The sequence below is a fragment of the Pseudonocardia halophobica genome (assembly GCF_050948485.1).
Classification (GTDB): domain Bacteria; phylum Actinomycetota; class Actinomycetes; order Mycobacteriales; family Pseudonocardiaceae; genus Pseudonocardia; species Pseudonocardia halophobica.
Map to the genome: position 1 here is coordinate 7,209,126 of NZ_CP192046.1, position 19,662 is coordinate 7,228,787.

A 19,662-nucleotide genomic window follows, 5' to 3' on the forward strand; every position below is an offset into this window, starting at 1 on the left:
AGCTCGATGGCGCAGATCGTCCGCTTCCGGCTCGACATGGCCGCCGAGGAGCGCGTGGTGGAGCTCCGCGACCGGCTCCGCGCCGAGGGCCTCCGCGTCCCGCACGAGATCCCGACCGTCACCTTCGCCGCCGCCGCGCAGATCCCGGCCGTCGCCCGCGTCGAGCTCACGGAGGCCCTGCGCGGGCTCAGCCTGCCCTCGCTCTGGCTGCCGACCCTCGGCTCGGTCGCCGGGCACGACGACGACCTGGTGCTCTCCGCGATCGTCGACACCGAGCTGCTCGCGGTGCACAGCGCGGTGCACGACGCGCTGGCCGGCAAGGTGCGCTCGCCCTTCGGCTCCTACCTGCCGGGCGCGTGGCTCCCGCACGTCGTGCTGGCGCACGAGCGGCCGGCCGACGCGTTCGCGATCCTGCACCCCGTCCGCCCGGTCCGGGCCGCGATCGAGGGTGTGGAGATCGCCGACACCCGCGACGGGTCGAGCGAGCCCCTCTTCGCCTGACCGGCCGGCTCCCGATCACCCGGCGTGCAGCAGGCCGCGCGGCACGAAGGGCTGTTCGCCGCGCTTGCGGGCCCGCCACCAGCGACGCCCGGTGTGCACCAGCCGCCGCCCCTTGCGCACCGGGGTGATCTGGGTGGCGATGTGCCACTGGTAGCGCCAGGGCGGCTGCATTCCCGAGCGGTAGGACAGGGCGTACGCGAACTCCACGGCGTCGCGGTCCAGGTAGCGGTCGACGTTCTCGAACCAGGCCGACCCGGTCCGGGCCGCGGCCTGCGCCGTCCGCAGGGCCTCGCGGCCCTTCCGGTCGAACGTGCCCAGCGCCGCCGACAGCGACGGCTGTTCCTGCAGGGCCTGCGCCAGCATGACCGCGTCCATCATCGCGAACCGGGTGCCCTGGCCCATCGTGTAGTGGGTCGTGTGCACGGCGTCGCCGAGCAGGACGGTGTTCGCGTGCCGCCAGGTCTCGTTGCGCACCTCCAGGAACCGGAGCCACGGCGACGGCCGGCCGCGGGAGCTGCTGATCAGCGCCTGCACGTCGAGCGTGTGCGCGAAGATCTTCTGGAGCATCTCGATGCCGTCCTCGTGCGGCAGCGTGTCCAGGCCCAGGCCGGCGAAGGTCTCGGGGGAGCACTCGACGATGAACGTGCTCACCCCCGCGCTGGTGGGGTAGCCGTAGCACCAGACCCAGCCGGCATGGGTCTCCTCGAAGGCGAAGGTGAAGCAGGAGAAGACCTTGCGGGTCCCGAGCCAGATGTAGGGGTTGCGCCCGGTCCTCAGCCTCGTGCCGTAGTCGTCGGCGACGTGGTCGCGTAGCCGGCTGCGCGCCCCGTCGGCCACGACGACGAGATCGGCGGCCAGCTCACCGGTGTCGAAGGTGCCGTCGGCCAGTGCGGTCTCCGGGACCGGGCTCTCGTACCGGACGTCGACGCCGAGGTCGGTCGCGCGGTTCGCCAGCACCTCCAGCAGCCCGGCGCGGGGGACACTGAAGCCGTACCCGGGCAGGTAGCCGACCTCCTCGTCGCGCAGGTGCACCTCCTGCTCCTGCCACAGGTGGGAGCGGGCGCGGATCGCCCGGGCGGACTCGCGGTCGTTGCGGTAGAGGCGGTCCAGCAGCGCGTCGTGACAGACGACTCCCCAGCCGTACGTGGCCCCGCGGGGGTCCTTCTCCAGCACGGTGATCTCGTGCCCGGCGTCGCGCCGCTTGGCCGAGATCGCGAAGTAGAGCGCGGCGGGACCCCCGCCGACACAGACGATCCTCATCGTGCCGCCTTCCTGTCGCGGACCGCGGGCCCGCCCGTCCGGCGGGCCGCGAGGTCGAGAGGGACCGGTGCCGAGTCGTGGTGCAGCCGGTACAGCTGGGCGTAGCGCCGGTCCCGGGCGAGCAGCTCCGCGTGGGTGCCGGCCTCGGTCACCCGGCCGCCCTCGAGGTAGAGGATCTGGTCGGCGTCGGTGACCGTGAGCAGGTTGTGCGAGATGACGACCGTGGTGCGGCCGGCCATCAGCCGGCGCATCGGGCCGAGGACCCGCTCGGCGGACTCGGCGTCGAGGCTCGTCGTCGGCTCGTCGAGGAGCAGGACGGGCGCGTCGCGGATCATCGCGCGGGCCACGGCGATCCGCTGCCGCTGGCCGCCGGAGAGCAGGCGGCCGCGCTGGCCGACACGGGTCTCGAAGCCCTCGGGCAGCGCGTCGACGAAGTCGTCGACGTCGGCGGCCCGCGCCGCGCGCACCAGGTCCTCCCTGCTCGCGCCGGGCCGGCCGGCCAGGATGTTCTCGGCGATGGTGCCGTCGAGCAGCAGGGTCTCCTGGAGGACCACGGCGATGTTCGCGCGCAGGTCCGCGGGTTGGAGGTCGCGCAGGTCGAGGCCGTCGAGCAGGATCCGGCCGCGGGTCGGGTCGTAGAAGCGCAGGAGCAGCTTGACCAGGGTGGTCTTGCCGGCCCCGCTGGCGCCGACGAGGGCCGTGGTGCCACCGACCGGGACCGTGACGGACACGTCGTCGAGCACGTCGACGGTCTTCTCCGGGTAGCGGAAGCCGACCTCCTCCAGCCTCAGCTCGCCGCGGACCCGGTGGACCGGGGTCGGGCCGGGACCCGGGGGCGCCAGCCGCACCGGGTGCGCCGGGGCCGGGACCGAGGTGCGCCCACGTAGTACGCCGCGAGCGCCGGGAAGGCGGCGAAGTTCCGGGGCGCCAGCACGTCGTCGATCAGCAGCTTGAACAGCCAGACGACGGCGGCGTCGAGGAACGGGGTCACGACGACCAGCAGGAGCACGACCGCCATCCGGCGCCGGAAGGGACGCGCGTCCGGCCCGAACCGGCGGAAGATCTCGCGCACGGCGTGCCCCTCGGACGAGAGGACCGAGACAGCCAGGGCCACCGACCTCGTGTTGCGTTCGCCACTCCTCTTCACCCGGAAAGAGCAGCGGAGGTTCAGGGCTGCTGCCACGCAGTCGTCGGATCCACGCCGTCGTGGGATTCCTCGTCCACCTGGGGGTCGGTCCCGGCGGCCGGGTACGTCCGGTCCTGCTCGCCGCCGCGGGCGGCGGGCTCTTCCGGGGAGCCGGCCGAGCCACCGGAGCCCTCGTTGCCGGCGCCGCTGCGGCGTGGGTGACCGCGCTGTTCGCGGTTCCCGGAGGTCGAGTGGTCGGAGTTCAAGTGATTGTCGGAGCGGTTTCGGGAGCGGTCCGCCGAGCCTGAGCGGGTCTCTGAGCGGGTCTCTGAGCGGGTCTCGGAGCGGGTCTCGGTGGCCGCCCGGGCGGACCGGTCCCGATTCTCCGGTCCCGCGTCCTCGCGGTGGTTCCGCGCCCCCTCCGACCGCGCCGTCCGGTCGCCGGGCCCGTCGGCCCGCCGCCGCTCCTGCTGCGTCGAGGTGTTCCCCTCGTCGTGACGGGGATCCGTCGCCTCGGTCCGCCCGGTGTCCCGGCGGTGGTGGCGGGCCCCGTCGGAGGTCCGGCTTCGCTCGTCGGAAGGCCGGGAGGACCGGTCGTCACGCGGCTGGTCGGTCCGGGCGGCGGAGTCGTCGCCGCGCGCCGGGTTCCGCGCGTCGCTCTGACCCACGGCGTCGCGATCGATCCGAGAGCCGGAGCCCTGACCGTCGGCGTCGCGGTGGTCGTCGTCGCTCTGCCACGACTCCGTCCGTTCGCGTTCCGACTCCCCGGCCCGGCCGCCGGACGGGAGCGGCGCATCGCCCCGGTTCTCGCGGAGCCCGTCGTCGGACTTCCCGGGCCGCGTGTCCGGGGCGTCCGGCGCCGACGCGCGGGTGCGCGTCACGACGTCGGACCGGTCGCGGACCTCGGGACGCTCCTGCGGCGCGTCGGCCCGGTTCTCACCGCGGGCCTCGCGGTGCCCCTGTGGCGGGTCGACCCGCCCGGTGCCACCCGCGTCGCGGTGCTCCTGCGGCGCAGGTTGCTCGGGCGCGGGGTGCGTGGCGCGGACCTCATGGCGCTGCTGCGGAGCCGGCCTGCTCGAAGCCCGTGCGCCCTCGGTGCGGTTCGAGCGTTCGGCGTGCCACGTCACCGGCCGCCCACCCGGCGCGGGGTGCTGCCGGTCGGCGTTCCCGGTCGGGCGCGGCTGCTCGCGGTCCGGCTGCGGGTCCACGGACGCGGGCGTCGACCGGCTCGGCGCCTTCGGGGGCGGGGCGTCGTCCTGGGCGTCCCGGGCCGGGCCACGGCCGGGCTGGGCGGGGTGCTGCTGCGCGGGCGGCGGGGCGAGCGCGTTCGGGCCGGTGGCCGCCCGCGCCAGGGACTCGTGCCGGGCGCGGAGCGTGTCGCGGCCGTCCTCGGTGCGGACCCCGAGCAGCATCCGGCGCGCGCCCGCGAGCTGCATGCGGGCGCCGTCGCGGTCCCCGAGCGCCAGCTCCGCCGCGGCGCGGTCGAGCCGCGCGTCGACCATGCGGGCGGCGTCGGCCGAGCCGACGGCGAGCGTCCCGGGCCCCTGCCCCAGCCCCGCCCCGAGCAGGCAACCGACCACTAGCGCCGCCGCGGCGGCCATCGGGAGCCGGCGCGCGCGGCGCACCTCCTCGGCCGGCGGCCGCGCCGCGGCGAGGGCCGGCTCGGCGACGGGCTCCTCGTCCTCCTCGGGCGGCGGTGCGTCGGCCGACCGGCGGACGCCGCGCCACTCGAGCAGCAGGTCCAGGACGGGATCGGAGCCGTAGCACTCGCGGATCCGGTCGTCGGGAACCTCGTGCCGGCCCAGGGCGTCGAGCAGGGCGTCGTCGGCCAGGATGGCGGAGAGATCGACCGGCTCCGGGGCGCGCGGGCAGCACCCACCCACCGCCGGCTCCTCGTCGAGGGGCCGGCGGCCGGCGGGGGTGCCGTCGCCGTCGGGGGTCATCGTGCGGATCAGCCCGCTTCCGGCCGTAGCTGCCAGACCGTGCCGCCGGTGAGCATCCGGCGCAGCGCCTGGAGGGCCCGGTGCTGGTTGAGCCGCACCGACTCCGGTTTCAGCGCCAGGTGCTCGGCGGTCTCCCGCACCGACAGCCCCCACACCACCCGCAACAGCAGGATCTCGCGCGCACGCCCGGGCAACCGGTGCAACAGCCGGTCGACCTCGGCGGCGGCCGCCCGGTCGAGGGCGTTCAGCTCCGGCTGGTCCCGGCGCTCGCACCCCTCGCCCGGCTCCGGCGGCTCGGCGACCGCGCGCTCGTGCGTGCGTACCGCCGTGGTGCACGCGCTCGCGATCCGGTGGCTCGCCACCGTGTGCACGAACGCGAGGAAGGGCCGTCCGCGGTCCCGGTAGGAGGGCAACGACCGCAGGAGGGCGATGCAGACCTCCTGCGTGACGTCCTCCGCCGGCACCGCCGACCCGTGCAGCCGGTTCTCGCAGTAGCGCAGCACGAGCGGCCGCACCAGCTCGAGCAGCTCCGTCAGCGCACGCTCGTCCCCCCGACGGGCCGGCGCCACCAGCTCGTCGATCCGGGCCCCGGGTCCCCCGGCCCGCTCCGGTTCCGCCGCGGGCGGGTCGTCCGCGGCCAGGACGCTTCTCCGCTCCTGGTACATCCCCACACCTCGGGCGCGTCCCCCACCGGTGTCCCGGCTCGGGCGACCCGGGACCCCGCGACACGTCGGCGGGTTGGCCGGCGGCGCGCAGCTCTCGACGTTGTACCCGGAATTCGCCTGCGCCCCGGCGGATTCGCGGCTCCCGAATGGAGTGGCCAGAGGCTTGCACAGCGCCGTCGCGGCCCACAAGGGCATTTCTGAGTGCGTCTCAGCAACCCGGTGACGATGTGGCACACCAAGGTCACATTCGGCGACCGATGTCACGGTGACCTGGGTGAACACAGATCACAAAGCGCGGGAACGCCAGGTACGTAATTCAGGAACCGCCGTTCGGAGCAAGGCCGGGAACGGCCGACGGGACGGGGTCGGCCGAAACCGCGGCGTGGCCGCCGATCCGGTCGTCACCGACATCGGGTGAGAAAGGGCTCGACGACGCCGAGGAACGCCTTCTCGTCGGCGTGCACCAGATGCCCCGTTCCGGGCAGCACGTGGTGCTCGGCCCCGAGGCGCTCGGCCATCGCCGCCATCTGGCCCGCCGGGGCGACGGACTCCTCCGCCTCGACCAGCAGCACCGGGCAGCCGACGGCGTCGAGATCGGCCCACCGGGCCTCGCGCGTCCAGCCGGTGGCGATCTCCAGGGCGTCACGGACCCGGGTCAGCAGGTGCAGCCCGTCGGCCCGTTCCTCCACGCACTCGGCCATGTAGTCGCCCAGCTCGCGACGGGGGTACCCGAAGGCCTCCCGCACGGCCTCGCGGCAGGCGAAGGGCTGCGGGACCGCCCGGAACCACGCGGCCATGTCGGCCATCGGCCGGCCGGCGAGACCGGTGAGGTCCACCGCCATGTCCTCGACGACGACCCCGCGCACGAGGTCCGGACGGCGGGCGGCGAGCGCCAGCGCGTGCAGCCCGCCCATCGAGTGCCCGATCACCACCGCCGGTCCGGCGTCGGCCTGCTCGAGGAGGTCCGCGGCGTCGTCGGCCATCCGGTCGGTGGTCCACGGGCCGGCGGCCTGGGAGCGGCCGTGTCCGCGCGCGTCGAGCCCGAGGACGCGGCCGTGGTCGGTGAGCCTGCGGGCCACCGACCACCAGGTCGTGGCCCGGCCCATCAGCCCGTGCAGCAGCAGGACGGGCGGACCCCCACCCCCGAACTCGACGACCGCGAGGTAGGTCCCGTCGGACGTCCGCACCGATCGCCGCCCCTCCATCACCCGTGAGGCTAACGTGGGGCTCATGGCCGTCGTGAAGATCAACGCAATCCACGTCCCCGAGGGCGCGGGCCCCGAGCTCGAGAAGCGGTTCGCGAACCGCAAGCACGCCGTCGACGGGCAGCCGGGCTTCCTCGGCTTCCAGCTGCTCCGCCCGGTCAAGGGCGACGACCGCTACTTCGTGGTCACCACCTGGGAGTCCGACGAGGCGTTCGAGGCGTGGCGCACGGGCCCAGCCGTCGAGGCGCACGCCGGGCAGCGCGCCCCCGACGCGGGCGGCAAGCCGGTCGCGAGCGGGGCGGACCTGCTGGAGTTCGAGGTCGTGGAGCTCTGACCCGCGCTTGACGACCGTCGACCCAGCGATCGCCGAGGCCGTCGAGCTGCTCCGCGGGGCCGAGGCGCTGCTCGTGTGCGCCGGCGCCGGGATGGGCGTCGACTCGGGGCTGCCGGACTTCCGCGGCACCGAGGGCTTCTGGCGGGCCTACCCGCCGTACGAGGCCCTCGGGCTGCGGTTCGAGGAGATCGCCGACCCGGTCCACTTCGCCGACGACCCGGCCCTGGCCTGGGGTTTCTACGGACACCGGCTCGCGCTCTACCGCGCGACCGTGCCGCACGCGGGGTTCGCCGTGCTGCGCCGGTGGGCGGAGCGGAAGCCGACGCGGGTGTTCACCTCGAACGTCGACGGGCAGTTCCAGCGGGCCGGTTTCGACGAGGTCGCCGAGGTGCACGGCTCGATCCACCACCTGCAGTGCCTGCGGGGGTGCGGCCACCCGGTCTGGGCGGCCGACGGCATCGAGGTCGACGTGGACCCGGTGTCGATGCGGGCGCGCGAGCCGCTGCCCTCGTGCCCGGCGTGCGGCGGGCTCGCCCGGCCCAACATCCTGATGTTCGGCGACTGGTCCTGGGACCCCTCCCACTGCGGGCCTCGGGTCGAGGATCTGCAGTGCTGGATCCGGGAGCACCGCGGCAGGCTCGCCGTCGTCGAGATCGGGGCGGGCACCGCGGTGCCGACGGTCCGGCGGCAGGCCGAGCTCGCCAGCGCCGCGACCGGCGCACTCGTCCGGATCAACGTGCGCGAGCCGCAGGTCCGGCACGGCCGCGGCATCGGGATTCCCGCCCCCGCCGCCGCGACGCTGCAGTCCCTCGACGCCCTCCTCTGATCACGCCACCCTGAATGCACGAACGGCACTTTCGTGCGGTAGGTCCGCACGAAAGTGCCGTTGGTGCGATCAGGTCGGCGCGCTCAGGCCGTCACAGGTCGTCCTTCAGTCGCTCCCACTCCTCGTCGGTGAACAGCCGCGAGCGGATCAGGAACCGGACGCCCTCGGGCGCCTCGACCGAGAACCCGCTGCCGCGCCCCTTCACCACGTCGACGGTGAGGTGGGTGTGCTTCCAGTACTCGAACTGCGACCTCGACATCCAGAACCCGATGGGCTCCGCCAGCCCCTCGACGGACAGGTCGCCCAGGTGGACGTCCTGCCCGCCGGTCTTGAAGTCACCGTCCGGGTAGCACATCGGCGCACTGCCGTCGCAGCACCCGCCGGACTGGTGGAACATCAACGGGCCGTGGATGTCGGTGAGCTTCACCAGCAGCTCCGCCGCCGCCGGCGTCAGCGCCACCCGCTCGGTACCCGAACCCGGGACCTCTGCCACCGGGGCCTCGGCTCGGTCGACCGCGGAACCGCCCATCAGAAGAAGCCCTGGGCGTTCTGCGAGTAGCTGACCAGCATGTTCTTGGTCTGCTGGTAGTGGTCGAGCATCATCTTGTGGTTCTCGCGACCGATGCCGGACTGCTTGTAGCCGCCGAAGGCCGCGTGCGCCGGGTAGGCGTGGTAGTTGTTCACCCACACCCGGCCCGCCTGGATGTCGCGACCGGCGCGGTACGCGGTGTTGCCGTCGCGGGACCAGACCGCCGCACCCAGGCCGTACAGGGTGTCGTTGGCGATCTTCATGGCGTCGTCGTAGTCGCTGAAGCGCGCGACCGACACGACCGGCCCGAAGATCTCCTCCTGGAAGATCCGCATCGAGTTGTTGCCCTCGAACACGGTCGGCTGGATGTAGTACCCGCCGGACAGCTCACCGCCGAGGTCGGCCTTCTCACCACCGGTGAGGACCTTCGCGCCCTCCTGCCGGCCGATGTCGATGTAGCTCAGGATCTTCTCGAACTGGTCGTTCGACGCCTGGGCACCGATCATCGTGTCGGTGTCGAGCGGGTGGCCCTGCTTGATCTGCTCGGTCCGCTTGACCGCCTGCTGCAGGAAGTCGTCGTAGATGCCGCCCTGGATCAGCGCGCGGGACGGGCAGGTGCAGACCTCGCCCTGGTTGAGGGCGAACATCGCGAAGCCCTCGAGGGCCTTGTCGTAGAAGGCGTCGTTGGCGGCCGCGACGTCGTCGAAGAAGACGTTCGGGCTCTTGCCACCCAGCTCCAGGGTGACCGGGATCAGGTTCTCCGACGCGTACTGCATGATCAGCCGGCCGGTCGTGGTCTCACCGGTGAAGGCGATCTTGCGGATGCGGTTCGACGAGGCCAGCGGCTTGCCCGCTTCGACACCGAACCCGTTGACGATGTTGACGACGCCCGCGGGCAGCAGGTCGGCGACCGTCTCCAGCAGCACGTGGATCGAGGCCGGGGTCTGCTCGGCGGGCTTGAGGACGACCGCGTTGCCGGCGGCCAGGGCGGGCGCGAGCTTCCAGATCGCCATCAGGATCGGGAAGTTCCACGGGATGATCTGCCCGACGACGCCCAGCGGCTCGTGGAAGTGGTAGGCGATCGTGTTCTCGTCGATCTCCGAGATGCCGCCCTCCTGGGCGCGCACCGCGCCGGCGAAGTAGCGGAGGTGGTCGATCGCGAGCGGGATGTCGGCGGCCAGGGTCTCGCGGCAGGCCTTGCCGTTCTCCCACGACTCGGCGATGGCGATCTTCTCGAGGTTCGCCTCGATGCGGTCGGCCATCTTGTTGAGGATGTTCGCGCGCTCGGCGACGGAGGTCTTCCCCCACGCCGGGGCGGCGGCGTGCGCCGCGTCCAGGGCCTTTTCGACGTCCTCCGCCGTGCCGCGGGCGACCTCGGTGAACGCCTGGCCGGTGATCGGCGTCGGGTTCTCGAAATACTGACCCTTCGCAGGGGCCACGTACTCGCCGCCGATGAAATGGTCGTAGCGGGGCTTGAAGCTGACGACGCTGTCCGGCTGCCCGGGGTTGGCGTACTTGGCCATGTCCGTCCTTCCACAACATTGGGTCCAGCTCGTGATGGCGGACACTAGGAAGGTGGGGGTTGCGGCCGCGTTGCACGCAGATGCGGACCTCTCCGATCGGACAGTCCGAACGGGCGGAGACAGCTTTGGGTTGCCTGCCCTCGCAGGTGGGAGGACGATCGAGCGGGACGGCGACGTCGGCGGAGGGCTGACATGAGCGAGCAGATCCGTGATCTGGTGTCCGATTCGTGGCGCCGCTCGCACGCGGCCCGGGTCGACCCCGACCACGGGCTGCCGCCGCACGTCTTCGAGCACCGCGAGGTCGCCGACGTCCGGGCGGGCCATCCCCTTGCCGAGGTGCTGCCGCTGCTGCGGGACACCCTGCTGCAGATCGCCGACGAGGCGATGCACATGATGATCGTCACGGACGCGCAGGGGCACATCCTGTGGCGCGAGGGGCACCAGGACGTGCTGCGCCGCGCCGCGGGCGTCGGGCTCGTCGAGGGCACCCGCTGGAGCGAGGACGCAATCGGCACCAACGCCATGGGCACCGCGCTCGCCGAGGACCGGGCGCTGCGGATCCACTCGGCGGAGCACCACGTCCGCGCCTACCACCCGTGGACCTGCGCCGCGGCCCCCGTCCACGACCCCGACACGGGAGAGATGATCGGCGTCGTCGACATCACCGGGCCCGCCCGCACCTTCCACCCGACCACGCTCGCGCTGGTCAGCGCGGCGGCGAAGCTGGCCGAGAAGCACCTCGAGACACGGATCGCGGTCCGGGACGAACGGCTGCTCACCCGCAACCTGCCGCACCTGATCGGGCTCCGGGACGAGCCCGGTGCGCTGCTCAGCCCGCGCGGGCGGGTCCTCGCCGCCCAGCCGGACGGCTGGCTCGCCGAGCGGGTCGACCTCGGCATGGACCCCGCCGACGGCATGCGGGTGGCGCTGGGCGCCCACGGCGAAGGCGTCCTGGAGCAGCTCGCGGAGGGGTACCTGCTGCGACTCCACCGTCCCGGCGCGCGCCGCCGCCCCTCGCTCGCGCTGCGCTTCCTCGGCGCTGAGCGGCCGGTCGCCCGCCTCGACGGCCGGGCCGTCCGGCTCTCGACCCGGCACGCCGAACTGCTCACGCTGCTGGCGCTGCACCCGGAGGGCCTCACCGCGGACCGGCTCGCCACCGCCCTCTACGGCGACGCGGGCAAGGCCGTGACCGTCCGCGCGGAGATGCACCGGCTGCGGGTCCAGCTCGACGCCGGCATCGTCCGCACCCAGCCCTACCGCCTGCAGGCCGCCGTCGACGTCGACTTCCTCGCTCTCCGCGAGGTCCTGCGGCTGGGCCGGGCCCGGGAGGCCGCCGACCTGCACCGGGGCGAGCTCCTGCCCGCCTCCGACGCCCCCGCCGTCCGCGAGGAACGGGACGCCCTCGCCGTCGCCGTCCGGTCCCTGGTGCTGCGCAGCGGGGACGCCGAGGCGGTGTGGTCCTACGCCCGCACGGAGGACGGGAAGTCGGACGAGGAGGTGCGGGAGCGGCTGGGGGTGCTGCTGCCGACCGGCGACCCGCGCCGCACCCTGGCGGGCCTCGACCCGCGCTGAGGGGTTCAGTGAGCCGCGTGGGCGATCTGCCGCTCGCAGCACGAAATTGCCGCCCGCACACCCTGTCGACGGGGGTGTCCGGTCCGAGTGGTCGTGCCGAGCCGTCGCAGGCCCACGAGCCCCGACCGTGCGATCGCCACCATGGCGCCGGTCGTCCGGCGGCAGTCGGCACCGGACACACTCTGCGACTGTTTTGTCCTTTTCATCCCGACTGTCGCGGCAACTCGGAGTAGGACTACGCACCCGCCCGGCCCAGTGGGAACGGGATTCAGGTCACGGCGTGTAACAGGACCCCGCGAGCGGTCGAAAGCCGAGTGACAGGCCGCTGCCCGGACCCCGCCGGCGCGGCGCTCCCCCCTGTCGGGAAAGGTTCGCCGTGCCCCGCCCTCGCGCGACGGTCCGGCCCGCGCCGTCGTGGTTGCTGGTCGGTTCGCTCCTCGTCGCCTTCCTCGTCGTGCTCGTCGTCTGCGGCCTGACCGCCGGCAAGATCGGCAACGACGCGACCGGCGCCCACGAGGAGGGCTCGTCCGAGCAGGTGCCCGACGAGATCCTCTCGGGCGGCCCGATCATCGACGGCCAGCACGAGCCGGTGCGGTCGACGAGCATCCCGAGGGGCACCGTCGTCCTCACCTTCGACGACGGGCCGGACCCCACGTGGACGCCGCAGGTGCTCTCGATCCTGCGCAAGCACAACGTGCCCGGCAGCTTCTTCGTGGTCGGCTCGATGGCCAGCCGCTACCCGGAGCTGATCCGCGACATCCACGAGCAGGGCTCCGAGCTCGGCGTCCACTCCTTCTCGCACCCCGACCTCGGCACGTCGGCGAGCTGGCGGGTGGAGCGCGAGATGGCCGAGACCCAGCTGGTGATCCAGGGCGCCACCGGCGAATCGACCTACCTCATGCGGCCGCCGTACTCCTCCAGCGCCGCGGCGCTCGACGACATCGGCTACCAGACCGTCAAGCAGGTCGGGGCCATGGGCTACCTGACCGTGCTGACCGACGTCGACGGCGAGGACTGGAAGCGCCCCGGCGTCGACCAGATCGTCCGCAACGCCACGCCGAAGGACGGCACCGGCGGCACGATCCTGCTGCACGACTCCGGCGGTGACCGCACCCAGACCATCGCGGCGCTCGACAAGCTGATCCCCCAGCTGCAGGCGGCCGGCTACACGTTCAAGACCGTCGAGCAGGCGATGAACCTGCCGCCCGCCCCGGCGGCGAGCAGCACGGACGTCCTGCTCGGCAAGCTGCTGCTCGGCGTCATCGGCGCGGCCTGGTGGGTCTCCGACGCCGCCCGCTGGCTCCTGGCCGGGGTCGCGACCCTGGTCGTCCTGCGGCTGATCCTGATGGTCGTGGCCGCGCGGCGGCACGACAAGCGCCGACGCGACCCTGACTGGGCCTGGGGGCCGACGTACACGCAGCCCGTCTCGGTGATCGTCCCCGCGTACAACGAGTCGAAGAACATCGAGGCGACCGTGCGGTCGATCCTCGCGAACGACCATCCACTCGAGGTGATCGTCGTCGACGACGGGTCGTCGGACGGCACGGCCGAGCTCGTCGAGTCGCTCGACCTGCCCAGGGTGCGGGTGATCCGCCAGCTCAACGCGGGCAAACCGGCCGCGCTCAACACCGGTACGGCGAACGCGCGGTACGAGGTCGTCGTGATGATGGACGGCGACACGGTCTTCGAGCCGGACACCGTGCGGCACCTCGCGCAGCCCTTCGCCGACCCGCGGGTGGGTGCGGTCGCGGGCAACGTGAAGGTCGCCAACACCGACACGCTGATCGGCCGGCTGCAGCACGTCGAGTACGTGGTCGGGTTCGGCATCGACCGCCGGGTGCAGGACACGACGTCGTCGATCACCACGATCCCCGGTGCCGCCGGCGCCTTCCGCAAGGAGGCGCTGCGCGAGGTCGGCGGGCTGTCCGACGACACCCTCGCCGAGGACACCGACCTCACCATCGCCCTGGGCCGGGCCGGGTGGAAGGTCGTGTTCGAGGACCGCGCGCTGGCCTGGACCGAGGCGCCCGCGACCGCCGGCCAGCTCTGGCGGCAGCGGTACCGGTGGAGCTACGGGACCATGCAGGCCATCTGGAAGCACCGGCGCGCGGTCCGCGAGCCCGGCTCGTTCGGCTGGCTCGGCCTCGCCCACGTCCTGCTGTTCCAGATCATGCTGCCGCTGTCCGCGCCGCTGGTCGACATCTTCCTGCTCTACGGCCTGCTGTTCGAGGACCCCGCGACCACCATCGTGCTCTGGAGCCTGATGATGGGGCTTCAGGTCGCGAGCGGCATCTACGCCTTCCACGTCGACGGCGAGCCGAAGGGCGCGCTGTGGGTGCTGCCGGTGCAGCAGTTCGTCTACCGGCAGCTGATGTACGTGGTGCTCGTGCAGTCCGCGGTGAGCGCCATCAGCGGTGTCCGGGTGCGCTGGCAGAAGCTCAAGCGCACGGGCGCGGTCGACGCGCTGCTCTCCCCCGCCCCGGTGCCGCCCGCGGGCGCGGCCGGGCGGCACCCGTCGTTCCCGAGCATGCCGGCCGTGCCCGCCCCGACCGCCGTCGCGGCCGTCCCGGAGCCCCGGTCCGCCGGGCCCGACGACCCCGGGTCACCGCTCCCCGCCCCCGTCGCGCGACCGCGGGGCCGGGAGCGGTGGCTCGACACACTGCGCGGGCTCGCGCTGGTCCGCGTGGTCGTCTACCACGCGCTGGGGCTCGGCTGGCTGTCGATCGTCTTCCCGTCGATGGGCGTGATGTTCGCGCTGGGCGGGTCGCTGATGGTGCAGTCGATGCGGAAGACCCCGGCGATCGACGTCATCGGGCAGCGGATCCGGCGCCTCCTGCCGCCGCTGTGGCTGATGGCCGTGATCTTCGTGCCGATCATGGTGTGGCAGGGCTGGGCCGCCGAGGGGGCCGACGCCGAGAGCCCCGGCAACGGGATCCCGTGGAGCGACCTGATCTGGTGGGTCTTCCCGATCATGGACCCGCCGGGCAGCGAGTGGGGCCTCGACACCGTCGAGGTGCTCTGGTACCTGCGCGCCTACCTGTGGTTCGTGCTGCTCACACCGGTGATGCTCAAGGCCTTCCGGAAGAGCCCGGTGATCAGCGTGCTGGTCCCACTGGCCCTGGTGATCGTTGACGGCCTGCTCGGGTCGCCGTTGTCCGACGCCAGCGGGCTCGGCGCCGGCCTGCTCGACTTCGTGACCTTCGGTGCCTGCTGGATGCTCGGCTTCGCGCACCGCGAGGGCATGATCCGCAGACTCCCGTTGCCGGCCCTGCTCGGGCTGGCCGCGGCCGGGATCGCGGCGGGCATGTTCTGGGCCGTCGGGCACCCGTCGCCGGACGCGGGGCTGGACCTCAACGAGATCCCGATGGCGCAGGCCCTGGTCTCGGCCGGATTCGTGCTGCTGGTGCTGCGGGTCAACCCGGCCATGGGCTGGGTCGACAAGGTGCCCGGGCTCGGCCGGCTGATCTCCGTCGTCAACGCGCGGGCGATCACGATCTACCTGCTGAACAACCCGGCGATCGACGTCGCCGCCTGGGCCAACGACCGGCTCGGCCTCCCGGACTCGAGCGGCTGGCTGGTGCTCAGCTCCGTGGTGATCATCGTGATCGGGGTGGCCTGCTTCGGCTGGGTCGAGGACCTCGCCGCCCGCCGGCCGCTGCAGATCCTGCCGGGAGGGAAACGCGCCGCGGCGGCCCGCCGGAAGAAGGACGACGACGCCGTGCGCCAGGGCCCCGTCCTCCGGCCGCGGACCCTCGCCGAGGCCACCGCCCGGCGCATCGCCGAGATGCCGGCGACCGAGGTGCTGCCGGTGGTGCCGCGACAGGGCGCCCCGGCGCCGCGCGAGGGCTTTCCGGCGCCGACGCCCCGCGAGGGCGCTCCGAGCCCGGTTCAGCGTGAGGGCGCTCCGGCGCCGGTGCCGAGCGGGGCGTGGGCTCCCGGCCGGGCGGCCGAGGGTGGACCGCGGATGGATACCGTCCCCGGCCCCCGCGGCTGGCCCGCAGCTCCCCAGGGATGGGCTGCAGTCCCTCAGGAGCGGCCTGCAGCCCCGCAGGAGCCCCTTCCGGGCCGCCGCCGCCCCCAGCCGCGCACCCGGGCCCAGGAGTGGCCCCCACCCCAGCGCCGCCCCTGACCCGAACGAGGGCCCGGGCGTGGCGTCGCGAGTCGGCAGTTCCGGCACCGCGAGTCGGCAGTTCCGGCACCGCGAGTCGGCAGTTTCGGGGCACCGAGTCGGCGACGTGGGGAGACCGGCCGGACGACGTCCTGCGCCGGCGCCGACTCAGCGAGCCGGGGTGTCCGGGGCCTCGTCGAGGTGGTCGGGGATCCCGTCGTCGTCGGTGTCGGGCAGGCGCGGGTCGCCCTGCCCCGCGCGCACGGCCTCGAGCTGCGCGGCGAGCGCGAAGCCGGCCAGGAGGGCGATGCCGCTGACGTTGGCCCAGAGCAACAAGGCCATGATCGCCGTCAGTGGGCCGTAGGTCTCGTCGAAGTTCGCACCGAGCACCACGTACCCGGCCAGCAGCGCCGAGCCCGCGAGCCACGCCAGGACCGTGACCGTCCCGCCGACGACGAGCCAGCTCAGGCCCGGCTGGCGGCGGCGCGGGGCGAAGCGCAGCAGGGCCGTCACCGCCACGATCAGCGCCGCGAGGCCGGCGGGCCAGCGCAGGACGTCCCAGATCTCCTCGGCGACGTCGCCCCACCGGTAGACCTGCTCCATCGCCTCGCCGAACGGCTCGCCCGCGACGATGAGCAGGAGACCGACCGCCATCGCCACACCCGCCGTCGCCGTCAGCAGGGCGGCGCGGACGTACTTGCGGAGCGCCGGCCGGTCCCGCTCGGTGCCGTAGATCCGGTTGGCGCCGCGCTCGAGCTGCGCAAAGGCCGAGGTCGCTGCGAGGAAGGCCGTGATCAGCGCCAGCGCGACGACGACCTCGCCGCGCTCCTCGCCGTCCACCTCACCCTCGACGGCCTGCCCGACGAGCTGGTCGCTGGTGCCGGGCGAGATGGCGACGACCGTCCGGGCGACGACCTCCGAGAAGGACTCCACCCCGAGCGTGGTCGCCAGCCCCGCGCCGGCGATCACCAGCGGAACCGCGGCCAGCGCGAGCTGGAGCGCGAAGGCGCGGGCGTGGGAGAAGCCGTCGCCGTAGCGGAAGCGCACGAAGCCCGTCACGAGGAGGTGGCGCAGGCCGTAGCGGCGGACGGTGTGCCAGGCGTCGTCGGCGGACAGCAGCTCGCCCGACATCAGCTCGGTCTCCGGGACGGCGCGGACCGAGCTCATGGCCGCCACGGTAGCGACGGCGGGCCGGACCCGCCGGGGGGCCGTGGCCCGGAACTGCCGACTCGCGGTGCCAGAACTGCCGACTCGCGGTGCCGGAACTGCCGACTCGCGGTGCCAGAACTGCCGACTCGCGGTGCCGGAACTGCCGACTCGCGGGTCGGGTGAGAACGGCGGCGGCCCGCCTCCCGAAGGAAGGCGGGCCGCCGTCGTGCTGCCTGGTCCTACTCCTCGCCGCCACCGGCGGCGATGTCGACCGGCGGAGCGTCCGGGACGCCCGCGGCCGGGCGGGGCTCACCGCGGAAGGTGAACGTCGCCTTGTCGTCGTGCGCCGGGTTGCCCTCGGGCACGCTCTCGTCGATGCCCTCGACGTCGACGATCACGATCTGCCCCGGCTCGACCTCGCCGAAGAGGATCTTCTCGGACAGCTGGTCCTCGATCTCCCGCTGGATGGTCCGGCGCAGCGGCCGGGCGCCCAGCACCGGGTCGAACCCGCGGCGGGCCAACAGGCCCTTGGCGGCGTCCGTGAGCTCGATCGCCATGTCCTTGTTGGCCAGGGCCTTCTCCACCCGCGTGATCATCAGGTCGACCATGGAGATGATCTGCGGCTGCGTGAGCTGGTGGAAGACGATGATGTCGTCGATGCGGTTCAGGAACTCCGGGCGGAAGTGCTTCTTCAGCTCGTCGTTGACCTTGGTCTTCATGCGCTCGTAGTTCGACTGCTCGTCGTTGCTCTGCGCGAAGCCGAGCCCGACGGCCTTCGAGATGTCCTGGGTGCCCAGGTTCGAGGTGAAGATCAGCACCGTGTTCTTGAAGTCCACCGTGCGGCCCTGGCCGTCCGTCAGACGGCCGTCCTCCAGGACCTGCAGGAGCGTGTTGTAGATCTCCTGGTGGGCCTTCTCGATCTCGTCGAACAGCACGACCGAGAACGGCTTGCGGCGCACCTTCTCGGTGAGCTGGCCGCCCTCCTCGTAGCCCACGTACCCGGGAGGGGCACCGAAGAGCCGCGAGGCGGTGTAGCGGTCGTGGAACTCGCCCATGTCGATCTGGATGAGCGCGTCGTCCTCGCCGAAGAGGAAGTTCGCCAGCGCCTTGGACAGCTCGGTCTTACCGACACCGGACGGGCCGGCGAAGATGAACGAGCCGGACGGGCGCTTCGGGTCCTTCAGGCCGGCACGGGTGCGGCGGATCGCCTGGGCGACGGACTTGACCGCCTCCTCCTGGCCGATGATCCGCTTGTGCAGCTCGTCCTCCATCTTGAGCAGCCGGGAGGTCTCCTCCTCGGTCAGCTTGAAGACGGGGATGCCGGTCCAGTTGGCGAGGACCTCGGCGATCTGCTCGTCGTCGACCTCGGCCACGACGTCCAGGTCACCGGACTTCCACTGCTTCTCGCGCTCCGACTTCTGCCCGAGCAGCTGCTTCTCCGAGTCCCGCAGGTGCGCGGCGCGCTCGAAGTCCTGCGCGTCGATCGCGGACTCCTTGTCCCGGCGGACGTTCGCGATCTTCTCGTCGAACTCCCGCAGGTCCGGCGGCGCGGTCATCCGGCGGATGCGCATCCGGGCGCCGGCCTCGTCGATCAGGTCGATCGCCTTGTCCGGCAGGAAGCGGTCGGAGATGTAGCGGTCGGCCAGCGTGGCCGCGGCGACGAGCGCCGGGTCGGTGATGGTGACCCGGTGGTGCGCCTCGTAGCGGTCGCGGAGGCCCTTGAGGATCTCGATGGTGTGCGTGACGCTCGGCTCGCCCACCTGGATCGGCTGGAAGCGGCGCTCCAGGGCCGGGTCCTTCTCGACGTACTTGCGGTACTCGTCGAGCGTGGTGGCGCCGATGGTCTGCAGCTCGCCGCGGGCCAGCATCGGCTTGAGGATGCTCGCGGCGTCGATCGCGCCCTCGGCGGCACCCGCACCCACGAGGGTGTGGATCTCGTCGATGAACAGGATGATGTCGCCGCGCGTGCGGATCTCCTTGAGCACCTTCTTGAGGCGCTCCTCGAAGTCACCGCGGTAGCGGGAGCCGGCGACCAGGGAGCCCAGGTCCAGCGTGTAGAGCTGCTTGTCCTTCAGCGTCTCCGGGACCTCGCCCTTGACGATGCCCTGGGCCAGCCCCTCGACGACGGCCGTCTTGCCGACGCCGGGCTCGCCGATGAGGACGGGGTTGTTCTTGGTCCTCCGGGAGAGGACCTGCATGACCCGCTCGATCTCCTTCTCCCGGCCGATGACCGGGTCCAGCTTGCCCTCACGGGCCTGCTGGGTGAGGTTGCGACCGAACTGGTCGAGCACGAGGGAGGACGACGGGGTGCCCTCGCCGCGGCCGGAGGAGGCCTCGGCGGGCTCCTTGCCCTGGTAGCCGGACAGCAGCTGGAGGACCTGCTGGCGGACGCGGTTGAGGTCGGCTCCCAGCTTGACCAGGACCTGCGCCGCGACGCCCTCGCCCTCGCGGATCAGGCCGAGCAGGATGTGCTCGGTGCCGATGTAGTTGTGGCCGAGCTGCAGCGCCTCGCGCAGCGACAGCTCCAGCACCTTCTTCGCCCGAGGCGTGAACGGGATGTGTCCCGACGGCGCCTGCTGGCCCTGGCCGATGATCTCCTCGACCTGCTGCCGGACGCCCTCCAGGGCGATCCCGAGCGACTCGAGCGCCTTCGCGGCCACACCCTCGCCCTCGTGGATCAGGCCAAGGAGGATGTGCTCGGTGCCGATGTAGTTGTGGTTGAGCATCCTGGCCTCTTCCTGCGCCAGGACGACAACACGCCTTGCTCGGTCGGTGAACCTTTCGAACATTCGCACTCCTTGCCTGCTGCGCCCACACGTGCGACGCGTCCAGCATCCCTGTGACACTGCGCCGCGGACGCCCCATACCACTGTATCGGTCGCCGACCGGTCGGCGCCTCCACCGCGGGCCCGCGTAACGCG

At 72.9% G+C, this 19,662-nt stretch carries 15 protein-coding genes; 5 read left to right on the forward strand and 10 right to left on the reverse strand.

The features are described 5' to 3' along the window. Positions 1-6: 6 nt before the first annotated feature. Positions 7-501 carry a 2'-5' RNA ligase family protein gene (locus ACQP04_RS34465; RefSeq protein WP_433504620.1) on the forward strand — a complete coding sequence of 165 codons (495 nt, stop codon included), beginning with the start codon at positions 7-9 and terminating at the stop codon, positions 499-501. Positions 502-516: 15 nt separating this feature from the next. On the opposite strand, the gene ACQP04_RS34470 is transcribed toward ACQP04_RS34465, so the two are convergent. From ACQP04_RS34470 to ACQP04_RS34495, 6 genes are all read right to left on the reverse strand, one after another. Next, entirely contained in the window at positions 517-1,761 is a 1,245-nt protein-coding gene (locus tag ACQP04_RS34470) for an FAD-dependent monooxygenase (RefSeq protein ID WP_433504621.1), read from the reverse strand. Continuing rightward, positions 1,758-2,609, reverse strand: coding sequence for an ABC transporter ATP-binding protein (locus ACQP04_RS34475; protein WP_433504622.1), 852 nt, complete (start codon positions 2,607-2,609; stop codon positions 1,758-1,760). The genes ACQP04_RS34470 and ACQP04_RS34475 overlap by 4 nt, the downstream gene beginning before the upstream one ends. Continuing rightward, complete coding sequence (locus ACQP04_RS34480; RefSeq protein ID WP_433504623.1) at positions 2,549-2,875, reverse strand: hypothetical protein; 327 nt, start codon at positions 2,873-2,875, stop codon at positions 2,549-2,551. Before ACQP04_RS34480 ends, ACQP04_RS34475 begins: the two co-directional genes overlap by 61 nt. A gap of 53 nt (positions 2,876-2,928) precedes the next feature. After that, positions 2,929-4,830: a hypothetical protein gene (locus ACQP04_RS34485; protein ID WP_433504624.1), complete on the reverse strand. Its 1,902-nt coding sequence runs from the start codon at positions 4,828-4,830 to the stop codon at positions 2,929-2,931. 8 nt (positions 4,831-4,838) lie between these two features. Then, positions 4,839-5,495, reverse strand: a complete 657-nt coding sequence (locus ACQP04_RS34490) for a sigma-70 family RNA polymerase sigma factor (protein ID WP_433504625.1) — start codon at positions 5,493-5,495, stop codon at positions 4,839-4,841. Between the two features lie 401 nt (positions 5,496-5,896). Next, the gene (locus tag ACQP04_RS34495) at positions 5,897-6,700 is read right to left on the reverse strand and encodes an alpha/beta fold hydrolase (protein WP_433504626.1); all 804 of its coding nucleotides are present in this window, start codon (positions 6,698-6,700) and stop codon (positions 5,897-5,899) included. 25 nt (positions 6,701-6,725) lie between these two features. Here ACQP04_RS34495 and ACQP04_RS34500 point away from each other — a divergent pair, with 25 nt between their 5' ends. Then, positions 6,726-7,034, forward strand: a complete 309-nt coding sequence (locus ACQP04_RS34500) for an antibiotic biosynthesis monooxygenase family protein (RefSeq protein WP_037045259.1) — start codon at positions 6,726-6,728, stop codon at positions 7,032-7,034. A 91-nt stretch (positions 7,035-7,125) separates the two neighbouring features. Beyond that, entirely contained in the window at positions 7,126-7,860 is a 735-nt protein-coding gene (locus tag ACQP04_RS34505) for an SIR2 family NAD-dependent protein deacylase (protein ID WP_433508492.1), read from the forward strand. Positions 7,861-7,951: 91 nt separating this feature from the next. On the opposite strand, the gene ACQP04_RS34510 is transcribed toward ACQP04_RS34505, so the two are convergent. Both ACQP04_RS34510 and exaC read right to left on the reverse strand, forming a co-directional pair. After that, on the reverse strand, positions 7,952-8,389 hold the full coding sequence (locus ACQP04_RS34510) for a DUF779 domain-containing protein (protein ID WP_433504627.1): 438 nt from the start codon (positions 8,387-8,389) through the stop codon (positions 7,952-7,954). Next, a complete protein-coding gene (exaC, locus tag ACQP04_RS34515; RefSeq protein ID WP_433504628.1) occupies positions 8,389-9,912 on the reverse strand; it encodes an acetaldehyde dehydrogenase ExaC in 1,524 nt (507 codons plus the stop codon). Before exaC ends, ACQP04_RS34510 begins: the two co-directional genes overlap by 1 nt. A gap of 192 nt (positions 9,913-10,104) precedes the next feature. Between exaC and ACQP04_RS34520 the strand changes: the two genes are divergently transcribed. Together ACQP04_RS34520 and ACQP04_RS34525 are read left to right on the forward strand one after the other, a co-directional pair. Beyond that, on the forward strand, positions 10,105-11,484 hold the full coding sequence (locus tag ACQP04_RS34520; RefSeq protein ID WP_433504629.1) for a GAF domain-containing protein: 1,380 nt from the start codon (positions 10,105-10,107) through the stop codon (positions 11,482-11,484). A 376-nt stretch (positions 11,485-11,860) separates the two neighbouring features. Beyond that, positions 11,861-15,613, forward strand: a complete 3,753-nt coding sequence (locus tag ACQP04_RS34525; protein ID WP_433504630.1) for a glycosyltransferase — start codon at positions 11,861-11,863, stop codon at positions 15,611-15,613. Positions 15,614-15,760: 147 nt separating this feature from the next. On the opposite strand, the gene ACQP04_RS34530 is transcribed toward ACQP04_RS34525, so the two are convergent. Beyond that, the gene (locus ACQP04_RS34530) at positions 15,761-16,759 is read right to left on the reverse strand and encodes a YihY/virulence factor BrkB family protein (protein WP_433504631.1); all 999 of its coding nucleotides are present in this window, start codon (positions 16,757-16,759) and stop codon (positions 15,761-15,763) included. 221 nt (positions 16,760-16,980) lie between these two features. Beyond that, positions 16,981-19,530, reverse strand: a complete 2,550-nt coding sequence (locus tag ACQP04_RS34535; RefSeq protein ID WP_433504632.1) for an ATP-dependent Clp protease ATP-binding subunit — start codon at positions 19,528-19,530, stop codon at positions 16,981-16,983. Between the last annotated feature and the right edge of the window lie 132 nt (positions 19,531-19,662).

Bases quoted from the DNA above. Each gene is read 5' to 3' on its own strand.
- ACQP04_RS34520 (WP_433504629.1), top strand. From the start codon at position 10,105: ATGAGCGAGCAGATCCGTGATCTGGTGTCCGATTCGTGGCGCCGCTCG.
- ACQP04_RS34465 (WP_433504620.1), top strand. From the start codon at position 7: ATGGCGCAGATCGTCCGCTTCCGGCTCGACATGGCCGCCGAGGAGCGC.
- ACQP04_RS34505 (WP_433508492.1), top strand. From the start codon at position 7,126: ATGGGCGTCGACTCGGGGCTGCCGGACTTCCGCGGCACCGAGGGCTTC.
- ACQP04_RS34495 (WP_433504626.1), bottom strand. From the start codon at position 6,700: ATGGAGGGGCGGCGATCGGTGCGGACGTCCGACGGGACCTACCTCGCG.
- exaC (WP_433504628.1), bottom strand. From the start codon at position 9,912: ATGGCCAAGTACGCCAACCCCGGGCAGCCGGACAGCGTCGTCAGCTTC.
- ACQP04_RS34530 (WP_433504631.1), bottom strand. From the start codon at position 16,759: ATGAGCTCGGTCCGCGCCGTCCCGGAGACCGAGCTGATGTCGGGCGAG.
- ACQP04_RS34500 (WP_037045259.1), top strand. From the start codon at position 6,726: ATGGCCGTCGTGAAGATCAACGCAATCCACGTCCCCGAGGGCGCGGGC.
- ACQP04_RS34470 (WP_433504621.1), bottom strand. From the start codon at position 1,761: ATGAGGATCGTCTGTGTCGGCGGGGGTCCCGCCGCGCTCTACTTCGCG.
- ACQP04_RS34485 (WP_433504624.1), bottom strand. From the start codon at position 4,830: ATGACCCCCGACGGCGACGGCACCCCCGCCGGCCGCCGGCCCCTCGAC.
- ACQP04_RS34510 (WP_433504627.1), bottom strand. From the start codon at position 8,389: ATGGGCGGTTCCGCGGTCGACCGAGCCGAGGCCCCGGTGGCAGAGGTC.
- ACQP04_RS34490 (WP_433504625.1), bottom strand. From the start codon at position 5,495: ATGTACCAGGAGCGGAGAAGCGTCCTGGCCGCGGACGACCCGCCCGCG.
- ACQP04_RS34535 (WP_433504632.1), bottom strand. From the start codon at position 19,530: ATGTTCGAAAGGTTCACCGACCGAGCAAGGCGTGTTGTCGTCCTGGCG.